We start from the raw sequence: 15,211 nt of genomic DNA on the forward strand, positions 1-15,211 counted from the left end.
TAGAACCGACATGAGCAACGACAAGTACGAAAAGGGCCTGAAGATTCGCACCCAGGTGCTGGGCGAGGCCTACGTGAAGCGCTCGGTGGAGAACGCCGACGACTTCAACCGCCCGCTGCAGGAGCTGGTCACCGAATACTGCTGGGGGCACGTGTGGGGCCGGGAAGGCTTATCGATGCAGGAACGCAGCATGATAAACTTGGCCATGATTTCCGCGCTCAATCGCCCGCACGAACTGAAGCTGCACATTCGCGGCGCCCTGCGTAACGGTCTCAGCCGTGAGCAGATCCGCGAGATCCTGCTGCAGGTCGGTATCTACTGTGGTGTGCCTGCCGCGGTCGACAGCTTCCGCATCGCTCGCGAAGCCTTCGCCGAAGCGGATGCCGAGCAGCAGCAACCCGAGGCATAACCGGCCAAGGCAATGCGATGAGTGCGCCCATACCTATAACGCGAGCACTAACCATGAAACGCCAGCCGATCGACGACAGCTTCAAGGTCAACCGCAATCCCGTGACCCTGCGGGAAATCGTTCTGGACAAGCTGCGCAGCGCCATCATGAACTTCCAGTTGCTGCCCGGTGATCGCCTGGTGGAGCGCGACCTCTGCGATCGCCTGGGCGTCAGCCGCACCTCGGTACGCGAGGCACTGCGCCACCTGGAATCCGAAGGCCTGGTCGAATTCGCCGACGCCAAGGGCCCGCGCGTGGCGATCATCACCCTGGAAGATGCCTGCGACCTCTACGAGCTACGCTGCGCGCTGGAAGGCATGATCGTCCAGCTGTTCACCCTGCGTGCCCGCGCCAAGGACATCCGCGCCCTGGAACGCGCCCTGGAGAACAACCGCCAGACCCTTGAGAAAGGCGAGCTGCCGGACGTGCTGGAGTCGGTGCAGGAGTTCTACGACGTGCTGCTCGAAGGCTGCGGCAACGAAGCAGCGGCCACCCAGCTGCGCCAGCTGCAGGCACGCATCAGCTACCTGCGCGCCACTTCGGTGTCGCAGAGCAACCGCCGCAGCACCAGTAACCAGGAAATGGAGCGCATGGTCGAGGCGATCAAGAGCGGCGACCCGATCGCCGCCCACCAGGCCTCGGTGGACCATGTACGCGCGGCGGCCAAGGTCGCCCTGGAATACCTGGAGGCCAAGCAGGAAGGTGCCAAGGCTCGCGACATCGTCGCACCCATCGGCCTGCAAGACCCGCGTATCGGAAGCTGACCGCCATGCCCAGCCCGCGCTTCTGTAATCAATGCGGCAGCGCGACGCTGGAACGGCGTCGCCCGGCAGGCGACGACCACCACCGCCTGGTGTGCGCCGGCTGCGGGCACATCCACTACGAAAACCCGAAGATCATCACCGGCTGCATCATCGAGCAGGACGGCCGCTACCTGCTGTGCCAGCGCGCCATCAAGCCGCGCATCGGCACCTGGACGCTGCCGGCCGGCTTCATGGAAAACGGCGAAACCACCGAGGAAGCGGCACTGCGCGAAGTGCGCGAGGAAGCCGGCGTGGTGGCGGAAATCACCTGCCCCTATTCGGTGTTCAGCGTGCCGGCGATCAGCGAGGTGTACCTGATCTTCCGTGCCAAGCTGCTACATGACATCGGCTACTTCGGCAGCGAAACCTTGGCCCGCCGCTTCTTCGCCCCCGAAGACATTCCCTGGGAGCAGATCTATTACCCGGCCATCCGGCAGATCCTGGAACGCTATATCGCCGAGCGCGAGACGGGCAGCTACGGCATCTACATGGGCAGCGACGATACCGGCAAGGTGCATTTCATCCGCTAAAGCAGCCTCTGTGGGAGGGGCTTTAGCCCCCAGCCTTTAAGTCAGCTACAGACAATCGAGGCTAAAGCCTCTCCCACAAAAAGCGCGCATCCATCTTCAGCTCTGCCTAGACCGAACTCGGCTTGCCCCCGGCCACATCTGCAACCACGACCTTCTTCGCAGCGCCCGCCTTGAGCTTCCAGATACCGAACATCACCAGCGCCAGCCCGGCCATCTGGTAGGGCGTGATGGCTTCGCCGAGCAGCGCCCAGGCAGCGAAGATGGTCAGCACCGGGCCGAGGTTGCCGACGGCTGCGGTGTTGGTGGCGCCGATGCGCTGGATCGCCAGGGCCATCCAGTACACCGGCAGCACGGTGGAAATCATCGCCATCAGCGCGGCGCACAGCCACACGTGGGCCGGTTGCGCGAGCATGCTGCCGGCCGGTTCGCTGATGAAGAAGTGTGCCAGCACCATCAACGACGACGCGCTGCCCGCCAGGCCGGCCAGGCGCATCGAACCCAGGCGCTTCACCATCACCCCGGTGCCCAGGTAGTACAGCGCGTAGGTCACGGCACTGGCGAATACCCAGAGCGAGCCGATGATCACCTGGCTTCCCATGTCGGTGGCGCCGATGTCGTGCATCAGCGCCACGCCGAGGCCCAGGTAACAGACAGCCATGGCCAGCAGCATGCGACGGCTGGGGCGTTCGCGAAAGGCGATCATCTGGAACACCAGCACCAGGGTTGGGTAGGTGAACAGGATCAAGCGCTCCAACCCCGCGGTGATGTATTGCAGCCCGTAGAAATCGAACAGGCTCGACAGGTAATAGCCGAACAGCGCCAGCACCACGACACGGGCGCCGTCACCGGGCGAGAAGCGCCCGCCAGCGCCGCCGCGGCTCAACCAGACCAGCCACAGGAACAACGGCAGGGCGAGGGTCATGCGCATCGCCAGCAGGGTGATCGCTTCCACCGGGGCGGCCGCATAGGCCAGCTTGACGAAGATCGCCTTCATGCTGAATCCGGCAGCGGAAAGGATGGCGAACAGGCTGCCGTTACTGGCGCAGCGCTGAAAAAACGCGGAAGGGCTCATGACGATCGGTATCCGAGGCAAGGAACGGTTATTCTGATCCGAATGGCGTCGACCCAGAATCGCTATTTTCCTAAGGCTGCCTTCTGTTTTGGAGAAACCCTGTGCATTTCGATCTTGTGGACGTGCGCCTGCTGGTCGCCATCGCCTCGACCGGCAGCCTCAGCAAGGCGGCGGCGACCTTTCCGGTGGCGGTGTCGGCGGCCAGCACCCGGCTGCGGCAATTCGAGGAACGCTGCCAGGTCAGCCTGTTCGTCCGCAATGCCAACGGCATGACGCCGACCCCGGCCGGGCGTCTGGTGCTCGAAGCCTGCCAGCGGATCCTCAACGAAGCGCAGCGCCTGAGGGACAACCTGCAGGAGCTGTCCGGCCAGCGCCGCGTGGTGCTCAGGCTGTGCGCTTCTACTGTGGCCAACAGCACCTTCCTGCCGGCGGCACTCGGCCCCTTTCTGGCCGATTACCCGGAGGTGGATCTGCAGCTGACCGAAGGCAGCAGTCGTTCGATTCTGCGTGACGTGCAGGCCGGCAAGAGTGATTTGGGCGTCTACGACGGCAACCAGCCAACCGGCGGGTTGCTGTCCCTGCCGTTTCGCCACGACCGCCTGGTGCTGCTGGTGCCTCAAGGCCATGCCCTGGCCGGTCGACGGCAGGCCAAGCTGGTGGAGGCGCTGAGCTTTCCCTATATCGGCCTGCCGGCGGAACGGGCGATGCAACGTTTCATCGAAGACAAGGCCATCGCTGCCGGCATCGCCCTGCGCGTGCGAGTGCGGGCACCGAGCTTCGACGCCATCGCCCAACTGGTCGCCCAGGGCGCGGGCCTTGCCATGCTGCCGGAGGCGGCCGCCTCACGGATGGCCCAAGAGCTGCCGCTGACGCTGGTCAACATCGCCGACAGCTGGGCCAACCGCGAATTGCGACTGTGCATCCGCGACTGGGAAAGCCTGCCGCCCCATGCCCGGCAACTGGTTAGCCATCTTTCCGGGGTCGCCCACCCGGAAAGGCCCGAGCTGTAGGCCTCCGGCCGCCTACCAGATAACCCGAAGCGCGTTATCTACCGAAAGCGCTTGCGAACGCTGCCTTCTGGCGGTACTAATTTGTACATGATTAGACAGGTTCGATTCGACAAGAAAACCCGCGTGGTTCGCGCCCTGGCCGAACGCATCGAGCAAGGCGTGCTCGGCGCAGGCGAGCGACTACCCGGTGAACACGAGCTGGCGGCAGCCTTCGACGTCAGCCGCGGCACGCTGCGCGAGGCGCTTTCCGAGCTCAAGCGGCGCAATTACATCGGCACCCAGCCGGGTGTCGGCTCCGTGGTTACCTATGACGGTGTGCCTTTGCACCAGAGCGGGGGCTGGGCGCAGGCCCTTGCCGCCGGCGGCGTGCAGATCCAGACCGAGCTGCTGGGCATCAGTTGCGTGGAACGCGAGGAATTCGCCGAACGCTTCGGCCGCGCCCGCTTCATGCTCGTCGAGCGGCGCCGGCGGGCCGCCGATGGCAGCCTGGTGTCGCTCGAGCGGGCACTGATTCCAGCCTGCGATGGCCTGGAAAATCTTGCCGAAGAAGGCCTGCTCGAGGACTCGCTGACCGCCACGCTGGCCACCCACGGCTATCGCGCCGGACAGGGCAAGCAGTGGATCGGCGCAGCGCCGCTCGACGACGAGGCCGCCAGCCAACTGCAACGCACACCGGGCAGCGTATTCCTGCGGGTGATCAGGGAAACCTTTGACAACCGCGGACGCTTCATGGAGCGCGTCGAAAGCTACCTGGACCCGCTGCACTTTCAACTTCATCTCGAATTCGGAGACGCCCAGTGAACCAGCTTTCCACCGCGCGAGACCGCGCGCTCGGGGCCTTCCTCGGGCTGGCCCTGGGCGATGCCCTCGGCATGCCGACCCAGTCGCTGTCCCGCGAACAGATCCGCGCACGCTATGGCCGCATCGACGGCCTGATCGACGCCGACGCCGACCAGCCCATCGCCCCGAACATGCCCGCTGGCGCGATCACCGACGATACCGAGCAGGCGATCCTGGTTGGCGAGTTGCTGGTCGCAGGCCAAGGCCGTATCGCACCGACCGACCTGGCGCAGCGCCTGATCGACTGGGAAGCAGCCATGCGCGCCAAGGGCTCGCAGGACTTGCTCGGCCCGTCGACCAAACGCGCCATCGAGATGATTCTCGCCGGCGCCAGCCCGGAACAGGCCGGGCGCTTCGGCACCACCAACGGCGCGTCGATGCGCATCACCCCGGTAGGCATCGCCGCCGACGTGCGTGACCCCGAGCGTTTCATGGCGCAGGTGCTGCAGGCCTGCCAGGTGACCCACAACACCGGCCTGGGTATCGCCAGCGCCGCTGCAGTGGCGGCGGTCGTGTCGGCGGGCATCAATGGCGACGGCCTGGCCAGCGCCCTGGACAGTGGAGTCGCGGCGGCCCGGCAAGGCCAGCGACTTGGCCATTGGGTGGCCGGCGGCGACATAGCGGCACGCATCGAGTGGACCACCCAGCTGTGCAGCACCGCCAGCGCCGAGGTATTGCCCGACCTGATCTACGAGGTGATCGGCACCTCGGTGGCGTCCCAGGAGTCCGTGGTCGCCGCGTTCGCCCTGGCGCGCGCCGTCGCCAACGGCCAACTGACACCTTATGAGGCCCTGTGCATGGCCGCCAGCCTGGGTGGCGACACCGACACCATCGCCGCCGTGCTCGGCGCCATGCTCGGTGCAACCCATGGCCTGGGCGCCTGGCCAAACGAAGCAGTGGCGCAGGTCTGCGCGGTCAGCCAGATCGACCTGGCGCCGCTGACCGACCAGCTGCTGGCCCTGCGAACGACCTGAATCCTATGGGGTGGCAGCCCGTGCGGTCACCCAGCCCTGCCAACAACAACGACTGCAGGAGTTGTGTCATGCGTGCATCCGAACAGGTGGGCAAGTTGGAAACCCGCGGCATCGAGCCAGTCCCCGAGAATGAATGCAACGGCCACCCGCTGCAGCTGTTCTGGGTCTGGTTCGCGGCCAACATCAGCATCCTCGGCTTGCCGCTGGGTGCCACGCTGATCGCCTTTCAAGGCCTATCGATCGGGCAGGCCCTGATTGTCGCCATCCTCGGCGCCGGCGGCTCCTTCGCCATCGTCGGCCTGCTGTCGATTGCCGGGCGCCGTGGCCGCGCGCCGAGCCTGACGCTGTCGCGGGCGATCTTCGGCATGCGCGGCAATATCGGCCCGACCCTGGTGTCGCTCGGCTCGCGACTGGGCTGGGAGACGGTCAACACCACCACGGCGGCCTTCGTGTTGCTGTCGCTGGTGTCGATCGTCCAGGGCACACCGGTGGAGGCCAAGTCGGCGCCCTTGCTGACCCTGCTGTTCATCGGCCTGTTCGTGCTGCTGACCCTGTGCGTCTCCGGCCTCGGCCATGCCACCCTGCTGGTAATCCAGAAATGGGCCACCTGGGTGTTCGGCGCGCTGAACCTGGTGGTCGGCGGCTTTCTCGCCCTGCACATCGACTGGGCCCTGGTGTGGGCGGCCACGCCAGCGCCAATGTCCGCCGTGCTGATCGGCATCGGCACCATGGCGGCCGGTACCGGTATCGGCTGGGCCAATGCCGGCGCCGACATGTCGCGCTACCAGCACAAGAGCGTGCGGGCGGCCGGGCTGGTGGCTTCCGCCGCCTTCGGTGCGGGCATTCCGCTGGTGCTGCTGATCACCCTGGGCGGCCTGATTTCGGTGGGCAACGATCACCTGGCCTCGGCGACCGACCCCATCGTGGCGATTCGCGAACTGCTGCCGACCTGGATGGCCGTGCCCTACCTGATCACCGCGTTCGGCGGCCTGCTGCTGTCCAACAACCTGTCGGTGTATTCCGCGGGCCTGACCACCCTCACCCTCGGCCTCAGGGTCAAGCGGGTCTACGCCGTGGTGGTCGACATCGTGGCGATCTTCATCGGCTCGATCTACTTCATGCTGATCGCCGAGAGCTTCTACGGCCCGTTCATCACCTTCATCTCCATGCTGGCCGTGCCGATCACCGCCTGGGTGGGCATCTTCCTGGTCGACCTGCGCCACCGTCAGCGTTACGAGGCGGCCGACCTGATGAACGTCAGCCCTAGCAGTGCCTACTGGTACGCCGGCGGCGTGGAGTGGCGTGCCCTGGGCGCCTGGGCGGTGGCAATCGTGCTGGGCTTCAGCTTCACCACGGTGAAGATCGGCGCGGGCAACGTGCTGTTCCACGGCTGGCTGGCCGACTCCTGGTTCGGCCAGAACGGCCTGGGCTGGATCGTCACCTTCGTGGTCGCCGGTGGCCTGTATGCGCTGCTCGGTGGCTGCCGTGACCGCCGCGCCGCCATGACCCACGAGGCCGCCCATGGCCGCTAGGCTGCTGTACACCGGCCAGGTGGTCGTCGACTTGGTGATGAACGTCAGCGCCCTGCCCGCCGCCGGCCAGGACGTGCTGGCCAGCAGTGCGGCCTTCGCAGTGGGCGGCGGCTTCAACGTCATGGCCGCTGCCGCGCGCAACGGCCTGAGAACCTGTTACCTGGGCCGCCATGGAGTTGGCCGCTTCGGCGACATGGCGCGCCAGGCCTTGCAGGCGCAAGGCATCGAGTGCCGCCTGCCGCCGAGTACCGAAGGCGATACCGGGCTGTGCGTCGCCCTGACCGACGCCAGCGCCGAGCGCTCGTTCGTCACCCATGTGGGCGCCGAAGGCGTGCTGCACACCGAGGACCTGCAGCACGAAACCGCCACGGCCACGGACTGGGTGATGGTCAGCGGCTACAGCCTGCTGCATGCCTGCAAGGCGGCCCCGCTGCTGGCCTGGCTGCAGCAGGGCGGCGCGGCCGGTGCACTGGTGTTCGATCCCGGCCCGCTGGCCTGCAACCCGGATATCCCGGGCGCCGAGCAGTTGCTGGAGCGCCTGGCGATCTGGAGCAGTAATCGAGAGGAAGCCCTGCAGTTCACCGCTACCGACAGCCTGGAGCAGGCCCTGCAGCGCCTCACGGCGCGGCTGCCGGAAGGTGCCCTGGTGATTCTGCGCGACGGCCCGCAGGGCTGCTGGCTGGCGCGCGGCGACTGGCGCCTGCAGGTACCGGGCTTTGCCGTAGAAGCGGTGGACACCAACGGCGCCGGCGATGCCCATATCGGCGTATTCCTGGCCAGCCTGGCCGCCGGATTACCCGAGCCAACCGCCGCCGCGCGCGCCAATGCCGCGGCAGCCATCGCGGTCACCCGTCACGGCCCGGCAACCTGCCCGCAGGCCAGCGAGCTCGACGCCTTTCTGACCGAACAGGCCATCCGCTGACCCCAGCCCGCCTCGATCGGCATTCACCTGATCAAGGGCGGGCCTCGCTGGCTCAGCCCTGCCGGGTCAGGGCGCCATGCCCTCGACGATGATCACTTCCGAACGCGCTGCGCCGGCCCGGTAGCTGCTCGCCTCCTGGTAGGCCGCGGAGCGGTAGCAGGCCACCGCCTGTTCGTACGACTCGAACTCGATTACCACGCTACGCTGAGGCGTATCACGACCCTCCTGCGCCTCGGAGCGGCCGCCGCGGGCCAGGAACTTGCCGCCGAATTCGGCGAACACGGCCGGCGCGCGTTTGGTGTACTCGCTGTAGCGCTCGGGGTCGGTGACGTCCACGTGCGCGATCCAGTAACCCTTCATAGCTGACTCCTTTAATTTGACTGCGTATTACGGTATACCATAATTCAAAATAATCCGACCTGCGAGAACCGCCATGCCCTTCCATCCCATCCGTGAACTCATCGATGACTTTCGCCAGGGCAAGATGGTCCTGCTGGTGGACGACGAAGACCGCGAGAACGAGGGCGACCTGCTGCTCGCCGCCGAATTCTGCACACCCCAGGCAATCAACTTCATGGCCCGCGAAGCCCGCGGCCTGATCTGCCTGACCCTGACCGACGAGCACTGCCAGCGTCTCGGCCTGGAGCAGATGGTGCCCAGCAACGGTAGCGTATTTTCCACCGCTTTCACCGTTTCCATCGAAGCCGCCAGCGGCATCACCACCGGCATTTCCGCTGCCGACCGGGCCCACACGGTGCTGACCGCCGTGGCCGACGATGCCAAGCCCAGCGACCTTGTGCAGCCGGGCCATATCTTTCCGCTGCGCGCCAAGGAAGGCGGCGTGCTGACCCGCGCCGGGCACACCGAAGCCGGCTGCGACCTGGCCCGACTGGCCGGCGTGACGCCTGCCGCGGTGATCGTCGAGGTGATGAACGAGGACGGCAGCATGGCCCGCCGCCCCGACCTGGAAGCCTTCGCCGCGCTGCACGGCATCAAGATCGGCACCATCGCCGACCTCATCCAGTACCGCTTGAGCACCGAGCACACCATCACCCGCATCGGCGAGCGCGCACTGCCCACGGTGCACGGCGAGTTCCGTCTGATCACTTATGAAGACCGCATCGCCGGCGGCGTACACATGGCCATGGTGATGGGCGACATCCGCCATGACGAACCGACCCTGGCGCGCGTACATGCCATCGATCCACTGCGCGATCTGGTCGGCGCCGAGTATTCCGGGCCGCGCAGCTGGACGCTGTGGGCCGCCCTGGAACGCATCGCTGCCGACGGCAAGGGTGTCGTCGTGGTGCTCGCCAACCATGAGTCGTCGCAAGCCCTGCTCGAACGCGTACCGCAGCTGACCCAGCCGCAACGGCCCTTCAACCGGGGCCAGCCGCGGGTGTATTCCGAGGTCGGTACCGGTGCGCAGATCTTGCAGGATCTCGGCGTCGGCAAGCTGCGTCACCTCGGCCCGCCGCTCAAATACGCGGGTCTGGCCGGTTACGAGCTGGAAGTGGTGGAGACCGTGCCGTTCGAGTGACGGACAGCCGGTCGTACGAGCGCCAAAAGATGTATGGCAAATCGCTTGCGCAAAGTTTGGAATACCATAATATGATATCCCTAATGCCAGCCAATTTATCGCGTGTCCGCACGGGTCACCCCGACTGAAACACCGATGATGGCCGCCATTGAAGATCCACTGCTCCGGTTAAGCGGGCAAACGCCCGCTTGCGCACAAACACAACAAAGAGGGCAAGCAAGATGGTGTTTATCAAAGGTGTTACCTCGGTGCTCGCCGCGAGCATCCTGAGTGCTGCAATCACGACCACCGCCTCGGCGGAAACGGTCAACTTCGTCAGCTGGGGCGGTACCACCCAGGATGCGCAGAAAGCCGCCTGGGCCGACCCCTTCACCCGCGACACCAAGATCACCGTCGTGCAGGACGGCCCCACCGACTACGGCAAGCTCAAGGCCATGGTCGAGAGCGGCAACGTGCAGTGGGACGTGGTCGACGTGGAAGCCGACTTCGCCCTGCGCGCCGCGGCCGAAGGCCTGCTCGAACCGCTGGACTTCAACGTCATCAAGCGCGATCGCATCGACCCACGCTTCGTCAACGACCACGGCGTCGGTTCGTTCTTCTTCTCCTTCGTGCTCGGCTACAACGAAGGCGCGGTCGGCGGCAAGAAGCCCGAGGACTGGAGCGCGCTGTTCGACACCGCTACCTACCCCGGCAAGCGCGCCCTGTACAAATGGCCGAGCCCCGGTGTGCTGGAACTGGCCCTGCTGGCCGACGGCGTAGCAAAGGACAAGCTGTACCCGCTGGATCTGGACCGCGCCTTCAAGAAACTCGACACCATCAAGAAGGACATCGTCTGGTGGGGCGGCGGCGCGCAGTCGCAGCAGCTGCTGGCCTCCGGCGAGGCGAGCATGGGCCAGTTCTGGAACGGCCGTATCCACGCCCTGCAGGAAGATGGCGCGCCGGTCGCGGCGAGCTGGAAGCAGAACCTGGTCATGGCCGACATGCTGGTCGTGCCCAAGGGCGCCAAGAACAAGGAAGCGGCCATGAAGTTCCTGGCTAACTCCAGCAGCGCCAAGGGCCAGGCCGACTTCTCCAACCTGACCGCCTACGCGCCGGTCAACCTGGACAGCGTGGCACGCCTGGATTCGGTGCTGGCAGAGAACCTGCCGACCGCCCACGAGGCCGACCAGATCACCCTGGACTACGCCTACTGGGCCAAGAACGGCGCGGAGATCGCCACCCGCTGGAACGAATGGCTGGTGAAGTGAAATGACCGCGCTCCGTACCCCTGAGGTCGGTGCAGCAAGCCGTCAGCGCAATGGCGCTGACGGTAACCCGGAACGGGCAGCGCGCTGGCGCGGTGCCCCGTACCTGCTGCCTGCCCTGCTGTTTCTTGGCTTGTTCTTTCTGGTACCGCTGGTCAGCCTGCTGCTGCGTGGCGTGCTGGAACCGGAACCAGGCCTGGGCAACTACGCCCAACTATTCGCCAACTCGGCGTACTCCAAGGTGCTGTTCAACACCTTCGCGGTGGCCGGGCTGGTAACCCTGATCAGCCTATTGCTGGGTTTCCCCCTGGCCTGGGCGATCACCCTGATGCCAAGTGGCTGGGGCCGCTGGCTGTTGAGCATCGTGCTGCTGTCGATGTGGACCAGCCTGCTGGCGCGCACCTACTCGTGGCTGGTGCTGCTGCAGTCCTCGGGGGTGGTCAACAAATTCCTGATGGGCCTGGGCATCATCGATCAGCCGCTGGAGATGGTGCACAACCTGACCGGCGTGGTGATCGGCATGAGCTACATCATGATCCCGTTCATCGTGCTGCCGCTGCAGGCGACCATGAGCGCCATCGACCCGATGGTGTTGCAGGCCGGCTCGATCTGCGGTGCCAGCCCATGGCGCAACTTCTTCAAGGTATTCATTCCGCTGTGCCGACCGGGCATCTTCAGCGGCGGCCTGATGGTCTTCGTGATGTCCCTGGGTTACTACGTGACCCCGGCGCTGCTCGGCGGCGCGCAGAACATGATGCTCCCCGAATTCATCATCCAGCAGGTGCAATCGTTCCTCAACTGGGGCATCGCCAGTGCGGCAGCAGCCTTGCTGATCCTCATCACCCTGGTGCTGTTCTACGTCTACCTGAAGCTGCAACCGGAATCGCCGGTCGCTTCCAGCACTGCGAGGTAAGCCGCCATGCTGCTGTCACCCAATGCCATGGGTCGTGGCCTGCGCTACGGCCTGAACGCGACCACCGCGCTGATCGCCGTGTTCCTGCTGCTGCCGATCCTGTTCATCGTGCTGCTGTCGTTCGGCTCCTCGCAGTGGCTGGTGTTTCCGCCACCGGGCTGGACGCTGAAGTGGTACGGGCAGTTCTTCTCCAACGCCCAGTGGATGGATTCGGCGCTGGTCAGCCTCAAGGTGGCGCTGCTGACCACCGTGTGCGCCCTGGCCATCGGCCTGCCCAGCGCCTTCGCCCTGGTGCGCGGCAAGTTCCCGGGTCGTGAACTGCTGTACGCACTGTTCACCCTGCCGATGATCGTGCCGCTGGTGATCATCGCCGTGGCGGTGTACGCACTGTTTCTCAAGCTCGGCTACACCGGCACGCTATTCGCCTTCGTGGTCAGCCACGTGATCGTCGCGCTGCCGTTCACCATCATCTCGATCATCAACTCGCTGAAGCTGTTCGATCAGTCCATCGAGGATGCCGCGGTGATCTGCGGCGCCACCCGCCTGCAGGCCATCGTCAAGGTGACCTTCCCGGCGATTCGCCCAGGCCTGGTATCGGGTGGGCTGTTCGCCTTCCTGGTGTCGTGGGACGAGGTGGTGCTCAGCGTGATGATGGCCAGCCCCGGCCTGCAGACGCTGCCGGTGAAGATGTGGACGACGCTGCGCCAGGATCTCACCCCGGTGATCGCCGTCGCCTCGACGCTGCTGATCGCCCTTTCCCTGCTGGTCATGTTCATCGCCGCCATTGCACGCCGGCGCGCCGAAGCCAAAGGCTGAGCGCCGAGGAGAACCCCATGAGTGCCGTCATCAAACAACAACAGGCGCCCCAGACCTTGGTCAGCCTGCGCAACCTGAACAAGCACTACGGCGATTTCACCGCTGTGGACAACATTTCCCTGGATATCCAGGACGGCGAGTTCCTCACCTTCCTCGGCTCCAGTGGCTCGGGCAAGAGCACCACGCTGTCGATGCTCGCCGGCTTCGAAACGCCCAGCTCCGGGGAAATCCTCGTGGAGGGCAAATCACTGGTCAACGTGCCGCCGCACAAGCGCGATATCGGCATGGTGTTCCAGCGCTATTCGCTGTTCCCGCACCTCAACGTGCGCGACAACATCGCCTTCCCCCTGGGCATTCGCAAACTCAGCGCCGATGAGCAGAAGCGCAAGGTCGACGCCATGCTCAAGCTTGTGCAGCTCGAAGCCTTCGCCCACCGTCGCCCGTCGCAGATGTCCGGCGGCCAGCAGCAGCGCGTGGCCATCGCCCGGGCGCTGGTCTACGAGCCGCGCATCCTGCTGATGGACGAACCCCTCGGTGCCCTGGACAAGAAACTGCGCGAGGACCTGCAGGACGAGCTGCGTCACCTGCACCGTCGCCTGGGCATCACCATCGTCTACGTGACCCACGACCAGGAAGAAGCCATGCGCCTGTCCCAACGCATCGCCATCTTCAGCCACGGCAAGATCGTCGGCCTGGGTACCGGCTATGACCTGTACCAGAACCCGCCGAACGCCTTCGTCGCCTCGTTCCTGGGCAACTCCAACTTCCTGCGGGCCAAGGTCAGCGGCCAGGCTGCCGTGCAGTTCGAGCAGCAGAGCCTGGCGATCACTCCGACCGCCAACCTGAAGAACGACCAGGACGTGTTGCTGATGCTGCGCCCGGAAAAGGCCCAGGTGCTGCCCCTGGAGGTCGCTGCGCAAAGCCCGCTGCCGGCCGGCTGGAACGAGATCGCCGTGCAGGTCGCCGAAGTGGTGTTCCTCGGTGAAAGCCTGACCTGCCACGTTGTCACGCCGGGCGGCTGCCACCTGACCCTGAAAGCCATGGGCAGCGGCCTGCAACCCCTGCAACCCGGTGCCCATGCGAAGGTACGCTGGGCAGCCAGCGAGGCCTGCCTGTACGACAGCTGGAACGAGAGCGACCTGAGCAAGGGCGCCGGGGCGCACTGAGTGCTTGTGCGGTCTATCTTTGTAAAGCAGTCGGCATAAATCGGCGCTGTACCTGTGGGAGCCCGCCATGCGCGCGAAAAATCGCGGACATGGACTAGGTGTCCCCGCTCGCTCCCACACTGGATCACTGAAAGCCCCTCAACCGTTACTCCCTCCCTTAAGAAGTGGTACTGCTTTTCCCACATAAAACCCGCGCGCCCGGCGGCTGGCACCGCCGCCGCCCGCCGCAGCGCTTTGGGCAATCTGGAGCGCATCTTGCAATGTGCCAGTACAGTGCGCGATCGCGGCAGCTTCGCCAGGTCGACAGCCAAGGGCATCTTCAATCGTTCGGGAGGGATTTCCATGCGCATAGTGCTGGCCATGCTGCTGGGGCTGCAGCTGTTTTCCACCGCTCACGCCGAGCAGAGCCTCACCTTCGTCAGTTGGGGCGGCAGCACCCAGGCCGCGCAGACCCGGGCCTGGAGCGAGCCCTTCACCCAGCAGACCGGCATTCGCGTCGAGCAGGCCGGCCCCACCGATTACGCGGCCTTCAAGGCCATGGTGGAAAGCGGCAAGGTCACCTGGGACGTGGTCGACGTGGAGGCGGACTTCGCCCTGCGTGCCGGCCGTGAAGGCCTGCTCGAGCCGCTGGACTTCAAGCAGATCGCCAAACGCACCATCGACCCGCGCTTCGTCACTATCTACGGCGCCGGTTCGTTCTACTTCTCCTTCATCCTCGGCTACAACACCAAGGTGCTCACCAGCGCGCCGCAGGATTGGGCGGCGCTGTTCGACACCCGCGCCTATCCGGGCAAGCGCGCCTTGTACAAGTGGCCGAGCCCCGGCGTACTGGAGATCGCCCTGCTCGCCGACGGCGTGGCCGCCGACAAGCTGTACCCGCTGGACCTGGACCGCGCCTTCCGCAAGCTCGACAGCATCAAGGGCGACATCGCCTGGTGGGGCAGCGGCGACGAGTCCCAGCAGTTGCTGTCGAGCGGCACGGCCGGACTGGGCATGTTCTGGAATGGCCGGGTCAACGCCCTGCGCGATCAGGGGGCGCCGGTGGGCATCAACTGGCAGCAGAACCTGGTGACCGGTGATTTCCTGGTGATTCCCCGCGGTGCACCGAACGCCGACGCGGCGCGCGCCTTCATCGCCCACGCCACCAGCCCCAAGGCGCAGGCGGATTTCTCCTCGCTGACCGGCTACGCGCCCGTCAACCTGAGTGCTTCGGCACTGGTCGATCCCAAGCTGGCGGAGAGCCAGCCGAGCGCTCACAAGGCCGGGCAGATCACCCTGGATTTCAAATATTGGAGCCTGAACGGCGAGCGCATCGCCGAGCGCTGGTACGCCTGGCAGGCCGCCAAGAACTGACGCTTTTCGACAAGAGGGGTCTCGGGTACTCGCCAAAGTATTTTATAT

The 15,211-nt window shown here is 65.5% G+C and carries 16 protein-coding genes; 14 read left to right on the forward strand and 2 right to left on the reverse strand.

Annotation, left to right across the window (positions count from 1 at the left end):
* Window positions 1–10 precede the first annotated feature (10 nt).
* From BM279_RS03425 to BM279_RS03435, 3 genes are read left to right on the forward strand one after another with little or no spacing between them, the layout of a single operon-like run.
* A complete protein-coding gene (locus tag BM279_RS03425) occupies window positions 11–409 on the forward strand; it encodes a carboxymuconolactone decarboxylase family protein (protein WP_013789224.1) in 399 nt (132 codons plus the stop codon).
* A gap of 53 nt (window positions 410–462) precedes the next feature.
* Entirely contained in the window at window positions 463–1,212 is a 750-nt protein-coding gene (locus tag BM279_RS03430; protein WP_093500932.1) for a GntR family transcriptional regulator, read from the forward strand.
* A 5-nt stretch (window positions 1,213–1,217) separates the two neighbouring features.
* Window positions 1,218–1,781 carry an NUDIX hydrolase gene (locus BM279_RS03435; RefSeq protein WP_093500936.1) on the forward strand — a complete coding sequence of 188 codons (564 nt, stop codon included), beginning with the start codon at window positions 1,218–1,220 and terminating at the stop codon, window positions 1,779–1,781.
* A 106-nt stretch (window positions 1,782–1,887) separates the two neighbouring features.
* Here BM279_RS03435 and BM279_RS03440 read toward each other — a convergent pair whose 3' ends face one another.
* Entirely contained in the window at window positions 1,888–2,853 is a 966-nt protein-coding gene (locus BM279_RS03440; RefSeq protein WP_093500939.1) for a DMT family transporter, read from the reverse strand.
* 101 nt (window positions 2,854–2,954) lie between these two features.
* Here BM279_RS03440 and BM279_RS03445 point away from each other — a divergent pair, with 101 nt between their 5' ends.
* The 5 genes from BM279_RS03445 (at window position 2,955) to BM279_RS03465 (ending at window position 8,131) form a co-directional block, all read left to right on the forward strand.
* A complete protein-coding gene (locus BM279_RS03445) occupies window positions 2,955–3,863 on the forward strand; it encodes a LysR family transcriptional regulator (protein WP_093500941.1) in 909 nt (302 codons plus the stop codon).
* 87 nt (window positions 3,864–3,950) lie between these two features.
* Window positions 3,951–4,664, forward strand: coding sequence for a GntR family transcriptional regulator (locus tag BM279_RS03450; protein ID WP_036987673.1), 714 nt, complete (start codon window positions 3,951–3,953; stop codon window positions 4,662–4,664).
* On the forward strand, window positions 4,661–5,677 hold the full coding sequence (locus tag BM279_RS03455; protein WP_093500943.1) for an ADP-ribosylglycohydrolase family protein: 1,017 nt from the start codon (window positions 4,661–4,663) through the stop codon (window positions 5,675–5,677). The genes BM279_RS03450 and BM279_RS03455 overlap by 4 nt, the downstream gene beginning before the upstream one ends.
* Before the next feature lie 68 nt (window positions 5,678–5,745).
* On the forward strand, window positions 5,746–7,209 hold the full coding sequence (locus BM279_RS03460; protein ID WP_093500945.1) for a purine-cytosine permease family protein: 1,464 nt from the start codon (window positions 5,746–5,748) through the stop codon (window positions 7,207–7,209).
* Window positions 7,199–8,131 (forward strand): PfkB family carbohydrate kinase, encoded by a 933-nt coding sequence (locus BM279_RS03465; protein ID WP_093500947.1) that lies wholly within the window; start codon window positions 7,199–7,201, stop codon window positions 8,129–8,131. Before BM279_RS03460 ends, BM279_RS03465 begins: the two co-directional genes overlap by 11 nt.
* Window positions 8,132–8,197: 66 nt before the next feature.
* Here BM279_RS03465 and BM279_RS03470 read toward each other — a convergent pair whose 3' ends face one another.
* Window positions 8,198–8,491, reverse strand: a complete 294-nt coding sequence (locus tag BM279_RS03470; RefSeq protein WP_027908448.1) for a DUF1330 domain-containing protein — start codon at window positions 8,489–8,491, stop codon at window positions 8,198–8,200.
* 73 nt (window positions 8,492–8,564) lie between these two features.
* On the opposite strand from BM279_RS03470, the gene ribBA reads away from it, so the two are divergent.
* From ribBA to BM279_RS03500, 6 genes are all read left to right on the forward strand, one after another.
* Window positions 8,565–9,671, forward strand: coding sequence for a bifunctional 3,4-dihydroxy-2-butanone-4-phosphate synthase/GTP cyclohydrolase II (gene ribBA, locus BM279_RS03475; protein ID WP_093500949.1), 1,107 nt, complete (start codon window positions 8,565–8,567; stop codon window positions 9,669–9,671).
* A 221-nt stretch (window positions 9,672–9,892) separates the two neighbouring features.
* Window positions 9,893–10,918 carry an ABC transporter substrate-binding protein gene (locus BM279_RS03480; protein ID WP_093500950.1) on the forward strand — a complete coding sequence of 342 codons (1,026 nt, stop codon included), beginning with the start codon at window positions 9,893–9,895 and terminating at the stop codon, window positions 10,916–10,918.
* A gap of 1 nt (window position 10,919) precedes the next feature.
* Entirely contained in the window at window positions 10,920–11,828 is a 909-nt protein-coding gene (locus BM279_RS03485; protein WP_093500952.1) for an ABC transporter permease, read from the forward strand.
* 6 nt (window positions 11,829–11,834) lie between these two features.
* On the forward strand, window positions 11,835–12,644 hold the full coding sequence (locus tag BM279_RS03490; RefSeq protein WP_093500954.1) for an ABC transporter permease: 810 nt from the start codon (window positions 11,835–11,837) through the stop codon (window positions 12,642–12,644).
* Between the two features lie 17 nt (window positions 12,645–12,661).
* On the forward strand, window positions 12,662–13,810 hold the full coding sequence (locus BM279_RS03495; RefSeq protein WP_093500956.1) for an ABC transporter ATP-binding protein: 1,149 nt from the start codon (window positions 12,662–12,664) through the stop codon (window positions 13,808–13,810).
* A 342-nt stretch (window positions 13,811–14,152) separates the two neighbouring features.
* On the forward strand, window positions 14,153–15,163 hold the full coding sequence (locus BM279_RS03500; protein WP_093500958.1) for an ABC transporter substrate-binding protein: 1,011 nt from the start codon (window positions 14,153–14,155) through the stop codon (window positions 15,161–15,163).
* The last annotated feature ends 48 nt before the right edge of the window (window positions 15,164–15,211 follow it).

Origin of the sequence: Phytopseudomonas straminea, assembly GCF_900112645.1 — a bacterium.
Taxonomy (GTDB): domain Bacteria; phylum Pseudomonadota; class Gammaproteobacteria; order Pseudomonadales; family Pseudomonadaceae; genus Aquipseudomonas; species Aquipseudomonas straminea.